The organism is Oleiphilus sp. HI0067 (assembly GCF_001635735.1).
This window is the reverse complement of record NZ_LWFI01000978.1, coordinates 1-6,447: the sequence shown is the minus strand read 5'-3', so window position 1 is coordinate 6,447 and position 6,447 is coordinate 1. Positions and strand designations below refer to the sequence as shown.

Below are 6,447 nucleotides of genomic sequence, written 5' to 3'. Positions count from 1 at the left end.
CAAATCGTACTGAACTTCGACAACCTAGTGAGCAATTCAGATCTGACTCAAGATCTAGATGGAGCGCCAGGGTGCATGTCAGGCGCGACCGATCCAGAATGCGCATCAATATTTGAAGCACTCGGTCTAGATGTCGCGATCGGCTCAGAGCATAGCAGCGTCACACAAACCGTCTTTAGTGTTCGTTAATATGTTTCGGCTATTAGTCTGTAGAGAGGCGCTTAATAAGCGCCTCTTTTTCGCAATATTCATGCTTTCTCTGGCTGGATGTAGCAGTAGCTCAAGTGACTTTGTCGACACCTCACACAATGCAAGCCAAACAAGTTTTGAATGGAATCTGCCAGAGAGATATCCCCTACCTGTCGAGCCCATCGCGAATCAAATGAGCGAAGAAAAGTTCCAGTTAGGCCGCCATCTTTTTTACGATACGCGCCTCTCAGGCAATGGCACTCAAGCATGCGCGTCCTGCCATATCCAAGAACATGGTTTTAGTGATGGCATTGCATTGCCAACAGGTTCTACTGGAGAACTCTTAGCGCGTAACTCTCAGGGCTTAATGAACGTAGCTTATAACGCAACACAAACTTGGGCCAACTCAGCCTTAATTACCCTAGAAGAACAGGCCCTTGTGCCATTATTCGGTGAGAATCCGATTGAGCATGGCATTGATGACAGCAACAAAGAAGAAGTACTTGATAGAATCCGAAACGAGGCGCGTTACCAAAGTTTGTTTAACGATGCCTATCCCGAGCTCGGTGATCCTATCGCATTTAATACCATTCGCGATGCGATCGTGAGCTTTGTTCGAGGTATGGTGTCTTTCAACTCAGCGTTTGATCGCTTCGAACAAGGCGATGCCACTGCTCTAAGCGCTGCTGCACATCGAGGCAGACAATTGTTCTTTAGCGAAGAGCTTGAGTGTTTCCACTGCCACGGCGGCTATCATCTCAGCGACTCCACGATGGATCGAAGTATGAGCTTCGTGAATCGTCCCTTTCACAATACTGGATTATTCAACATTGGTGGTACGGGCGATTATCCGCACGACAACACAGGACTATTTGAAATCACAGCTGATCCGTCCGACATGGGAAAATTTCGCGCACCTTCTCTAAGAAATGTCGCTCTCACTGCCCCCTACTTACATGATGGTAGCGCGGCAACATTAGGAGAAGTCCTCGAAATCTATGCAGCCGGCGGACGTTTAATCACAACTGGTCCTCATGCTGGAGATGGAAGACTCAACCCTTTCAAAAGTAGTTTTGTGACGGGTTTTAACATGTCCGAGCAAGACAAAAATGATGTGATTGCCTTCCTCCAAAGCTTGACTGACAACAGCTTCGTAAGCGATCCACGCTTTAGCAACCCATGGAATTAACATGATAGACACTAAAAAACAGGCAATATGCATTACGCTATCGTGTGCGCTTAACGGGCTTTTGGCAATGAATGCCAATGCGCATGGTGACTTTCTCTACATGCCACAGGCAACGCTCACTTCAAGCATTTATGCTTCGTGGCAAACACAAGATCATATTCAGAACGATGACTGGAATATCCCGGGTATACTCCGCAATGAAGCCATGCACGCCAGTGAAGAAGGTTTGAGCCTCAACGACGCAACACTGGGTTTTGTTTGGGCTAATGAATCAGGTTTTTTCACAAACACAGAGCTTGGCGCTCATGAACATTCAAGCGATGTGGAAACTGAAATCGAACAAGCCTTCTTTGGTTATCATTGGACACATACTTCAGGACATATCAAATTAGAAGCAGGTAAAATGAAAGGCGCTTTTTCGCTACAAAATGGCCAGCATCCTAATGAACGGGCGTTCACTGAGCCAACACTTTCAGCTCTCACCGCATTGGAAGGCACATACTCTAATATCGGTCTCCGCGCACAATTCATGAACTGGCATGGAGCGCAGGGCTTAAGTACTTATGGCATTGAAATTTGGGATGGAGAGAATTACCCAGGAAGCGATCACAGCGATCAGCCTGCATTTGATCTGTTTGCACGTTACCAACATACCGTTGAACGACTACAAGCTACTGTTGGTATATGGGGTCTTTTCACAGATGTAAAACGTCGCAGAGATAATATTCCCGATGACCACATTCACTCATCAGGCACAGTTCGAACACCGACTCTTTTTACAGGTAATGAGACCCTTTATGGCCTTGAAAGCATCATTAAATGGCAGCAGTCTTCGGAGCTTTCGTATCAACTAGAAATCTCCGCGTTACAGAGACACAGTGATGGAGAGTTATCTGATGCAACAAGAGTGTCGAGCCTTGATGCAAGTATGCGTGGTGGCAACATAAACGTATCGATTCAATATCAGAAACACAACTTGTCGATTGGCTATGAAGAATTATCAACCGATAACGGACTCAGCGGCCCTGGCGCTCCGATTCTCGGCGAGCAAGCTGGATTGCAACACGCGGATCATACGTCATCGAGAGCAAGCCTCTCTTATAGCTACTCAATACAAGAGGGCCTCATGCTTCGCGTTGAGTATATCGATGATCAAACGACACAAAATGCACAAGACTTTGCTCGATTAGCTTTATATTGGGGAGACCAGTACGCACTTTAAAAAGAAAAAAGCGCATGTTGATCATGCGCTTTTTGATACTTAAGCCGCCTTAGCCTTTAAATCATAATCCGGGTTATAGACAGACTCTTTCCATTCATCGACGAAATGAGAATCGTCCTGATCCCATGGATGAAAATCATCTCTAAAAAAGTCTTTCAAATGCGGTGCCATGCGGCGTGTCATGCCTTGTTTACCGTACATAAACTTCCAAAACCCTTTTACTTCAGACCAGCGTGGCATGCGCTTCGCCCACCACAGTAAACGCGCTTGGTATTTCATGAAGCGATATGGCAACAGAATCAAAGCAATACACATCGACTTTTTCAATAAGCGACGATCTCCAAAAATTTCCATATACAAATCAAACGCGACGCTTTTATGCTCAATCTCTTCCACTGCATGCCAATGCATCAATTGGTCGATGCTCTCTTCCATGCCAGCCCAGTGCTCTCTATGATTCAAATAGTCACAGGCAAACACTGCCGTTAAGTGTTCAACACACACAGTAAATGCCAAACGCTGTTTATCTGAGCGACGTTTGATCGACCATTCTAAGTCCTTCAAAAAGACCTTTTCTAAGCGCGGGACGTCATAGCCTTTGTCACGCAACTGTTCATTGAAGCGCTTATGTTGCAAGCTGTGATGTGCCTCTTGTCCAATAAACCCCTTAATTTGTTCTTTTAAATTGGGGTCTTTCGTATCATTACGATAAGGCCGCACAGACTTAATAAACTCCGCTTCTCCATCTGGAAAGGTCGCTGACATCGCAGCAATATAAGCACTTTTTAAACAATTATTATCAAAGAAGTCCCGCGTCGACATGTCTGCATATGGGAACTCCATATGACGAGGACGGACATCCAAAGGCGTCTTGTTGGAAGCGGTCGTATTTGTCATCACTTTCACCTTAAGCTGCGTAATCATTATCAGGCCATCTTTAACGACAACCTAAACCTGCGACTTTCCAACTATGGAACAGTCATTATTGCGTTAAAGCTATAGTGCGCTTTTGAAGCCTTTGACAATAGGTGATAAGGTTTCAAAAAAAAGTCATTTGAGCTCATTTCATATGTAGGGAATGTCGCATTGATATGAATAACAATAACGTCGGACTTACACTTGCATCGGGCGACTACTTGCCTGTTGTTCGCGATTTCGCATTGAGCCGAGGCATTCAACCTTCTGAACTTTTAGAAGGCAGCGAACTCAGTGCCGCAGATTTCATTCAGCCCCCCGAACTCGTCAGCAACTTTATCGTCAATCGCGTTGGGCAAAATCTCTACGCAAAACTGAAACAGCCCATTGCTGATGCCGTCTACTATGGTTTGCAGGTGCGCCCATCAAGCCACGGAGCTTTGGGTGTTGCAATTCAAACATCCGCATCCTTACGCGCGGGATTGTCTTTATTAACGAAGTACTACAACACTAGGCTTGCTGCGCAATACCCGAAAATCGTCATCGGAGAAGAACATGTATCTTTGACGCTAATTACTGATTTGAAAGGTATGGGGCATTCACCAGACGTACAACGTTTCTTTGATTTAAGTACGATGGTTAGCATGGCACAGAGTGTTCATCTCTCTCTTGGTGCTTCGTGCGCACTTGAGGGACAAGTCATTATTGAAATCGATGCACCTGAACCAGCTGGCTTTCCGCACCATGTTTTGGATTATTGCTGTTTCACGTTTAACGCAAAACAATGCGCGATGCACTTCCCTACCCAATGGTTAGACGCCCCATTTGAAAGTGCGAACACGGCGCTTTGTCAGGCCGCTTTAGCGCAATGCGAAGAGGAGCTAAGAAAAGTAAAACCGCAAGATTTGGTCGATCGCGTCCGGAATTTTCTCACTCTACAAGAAGGCGCCCTTCCCAGCATTGATGTGGTGGCAGAACGAAATTTTATGTCCGCGGCGACTCTAAAGAGAAAACTAGGCGAGCTTGATTACACCTATCAAGACTTAAAAAATGAAGTGAGACTTTTCACGGCAAAAGAAAAACTGTCTTCTAGCGAACTACCCATCGAGCTGATCGCTGATCAATTGGGCTTTAGCGATAACTCTAACTTCGCCAAGTTTTTTAAGAGACAAACAGGGCTAACGCCCAAGCAATACAGAACTACTGAACAAAAATAAAAGCACGCAAAAGCGTGCTTTTATTTACTTCCCTAAGCGCCTTTGCGCAGACCCTGGGCTAAATTATTTGCAGTCTCGCGCAAACGTGCGTTTGCCTGCTCAATGGTGTGCATGCTATTTACGCAGGTTTGAGCGCCATCTTGCGTTGCAGTAATGTCGCGCGCTAATTCATCTGACGCTGCACTTTGCTCAGTGGCCGCATTCGCTGCATCAGCGTTAATCAATTTCAACTCCTGTGTATTTAAGAACACGGACTGAAGCTGCTCTTTAGTCGCCACAAACTGCTCACTGACATTGTTTGTCTCAGTGCTGCTTTCGTCGATCATTTTCATCAAATGATCAGTTGTATCTTCTAGGCTAGCGACCATAGATTGAATCTCAACCGTCGCGTCTTGGGTTTTCACTGAAAGCGTTCGCACTTCATCTGCCACGACCGCAAAACCACGACCAGCCTCTCCCGCTCGGGCTGCTTCAATCGCAGCATTCAAAGCGAGAAGATTAGTTTGTTCAGAGATATCAGTAATCACCTTTAACACATTTTTCACACTTTGAGATGTTTCACGTAAGGCATGACTTGAATCTGAACAGTTTGACATACGCCCGCTTAGTCCATGCATCTTCGCAACTAACTGATCAATAGTAGTTTCCGTCTGTGACATGCTGTCTCCCAAACTTTGGGCTAAGGCATCGGCGCTTTGAGCACGTGCAGAAGCATCTTTAGCAATCTGTGCCATTTGAGTAATACCTGCGGAACTACGAATCAAACTATCATTTTGAAGCATCAATTCGCTCGTGCTTGACCGACACTGTTCATCAATATCTTCAACCTGAATAGTGAGCGTCTCAATCGCTTCATTCACAGAAGTAATCAGCGTAGAAAGATGACCGACAGTTGCATCTACCGATGAGCCGATTTGACCAAATTCATCCGAGCCACTAAATCCAATACGATCATCAGTATTGCCCGATAAAATATTTTTCATCACACCAATAATATGCTGCAGTAAAGGCATAACATTGTACATAACAGAATGCGCGAAAAAGATAATGAAGCCACTACCAGCGAACAGCCACATACTCAACTCCAAGGTGGACATTAACCCCTCTGAGCTTGCCTCAGAAATAGCTTGATTATATTGATACAGGGCAAATGCGACCAAGGGCAAAGTTAAGCAAGCAGGTAAAAGCAGTTTCGCCTTTAAACTTACATTCATTAAAATACGATCCCTAAGTCCAATCTTTACATCAGCCATCATATGCTCTCTCTTTAAAACTACCCATAAAGTATATAAGTAACCGATCGATTCATAACTGCCACTCGCGATACTTTTTGAATATTTTCTTGCCTAACTATTTAGACGCTGCGTCAAGCCCAATTTCAATTGGACTAGTCAACGGCGCCACCTCCTATAACTCCCTTTATTTAACATGTAAAACTCTTCCTTTTTTACCTACGCATGATTAAATAATAATGATTATCATTAATATTTAAAAGATCTCAATCATTTTTTACTTTAGTCAATTGATAGAATCATCAACCCCGTCCTTGTCGCAAAGATATCTGCAAAGTTCTAAGAGCTTGCTTCACTCCGCTCTAACCTTTTAGTGATCGTTGCCGTGCTCCATCTAATCTTTGAGTTTGGCTTTTTAGTAGCCTACAAAAAGCGTCTCGCCTAAAGGCTCATACTTTTAATTCATGTAGAGTCTACCGTTAT

5 protein-coding genes and 1 pseudogene are annotated in these 6,447 nt (G+C 44.6%); 4 read left to right on the top strand and 2 right to left on the bottom strand.

Annotated elements, in window-relative coordinates:
• The 3 genes and pseudogenes from A3739_RS12780 to A3739_RS12770 all read left to right on the top strand — a co-directional run.
• Positions 1-189: pseudogene (locus A3739_RS12780) on the top strand (metallo-mystery pair system four-Cys motif protein); the annotation flags it as partial.
• Between the two features lie 61 nt (positions 190-250).
• Positions 251-1,378: a methanobactin export MATE transporter MbnM gene (locus A3739_RS12775; RefSeq protein WP_068478287.1), complete on the top strand. Its 1,128-nt coding sequence runs from the start codon at positions 251-253 to the stop codon at positions 1,376-1,378.
• 1 nt (position 1,379) lies between these two features.
• Positions 1,380-2,600 carry a hypothetical protein gene (locus tag A3739_RS12770; protein ID WP_068478206.1) on the top strand — a complete coding sequence of 407 codons (1,221 nt, stop codon included), beginning with the start codon at positions 1,380-1,382 and terminating at the stop codon, positions 2,598-2,600.
• 39 nt (positions 2,601-2,639) lie between these two features.
• Here the strand turns inward: A3739_RS12770 and A3739_RS12765 are convergent, their stop codons facing one another.
• Complete coding sequence (locus A3739_RS12765) at positions 2,640-3,497, bottom strand: metal-dependent hydrolase (RefSeq protein WP_068478285.1); 858 nt, start codon at positions 3,495-3,497, stop codon at positions 2,640-2,642.
• A 194-nt stretch (positions 3,498-3,691) separates the two neighbouring features.
• Here A3739_RS12765 and A3739_RS12760 point away from each other — a divergent pair, with 194 nt between their 5' ends.
• Complete coding sequence (locus tag A3739_RS12760; protein WP_068478204.1) at positions 3,692-4,732, top strand: AraC family transcriptional regulator; 1,041 nt, start codon at positions 3,692-3,694, stop codon at positions 4,730-4,732.
• 32 nt (positions 4,733-4,764) lie between these two features.
• On the opposite strand, the gene A3739_RS12755 is transcribed toward A3739_RS12760, so the two are convergent.
• Positions 4,765-5,988: a methyl-accepting chemotaxis protein gene (locus tag A3739_RS12755; RefSeq protein ID WP_068478201.1), complete on the bottom strand. Its 1,224-nt coding sequence runs from the start codon at positions 5,986-5,988 to the stop codon at positions 4,765-4,767.
• Positions 5,989-6,447: the final 459 nt, after the last annotated feature.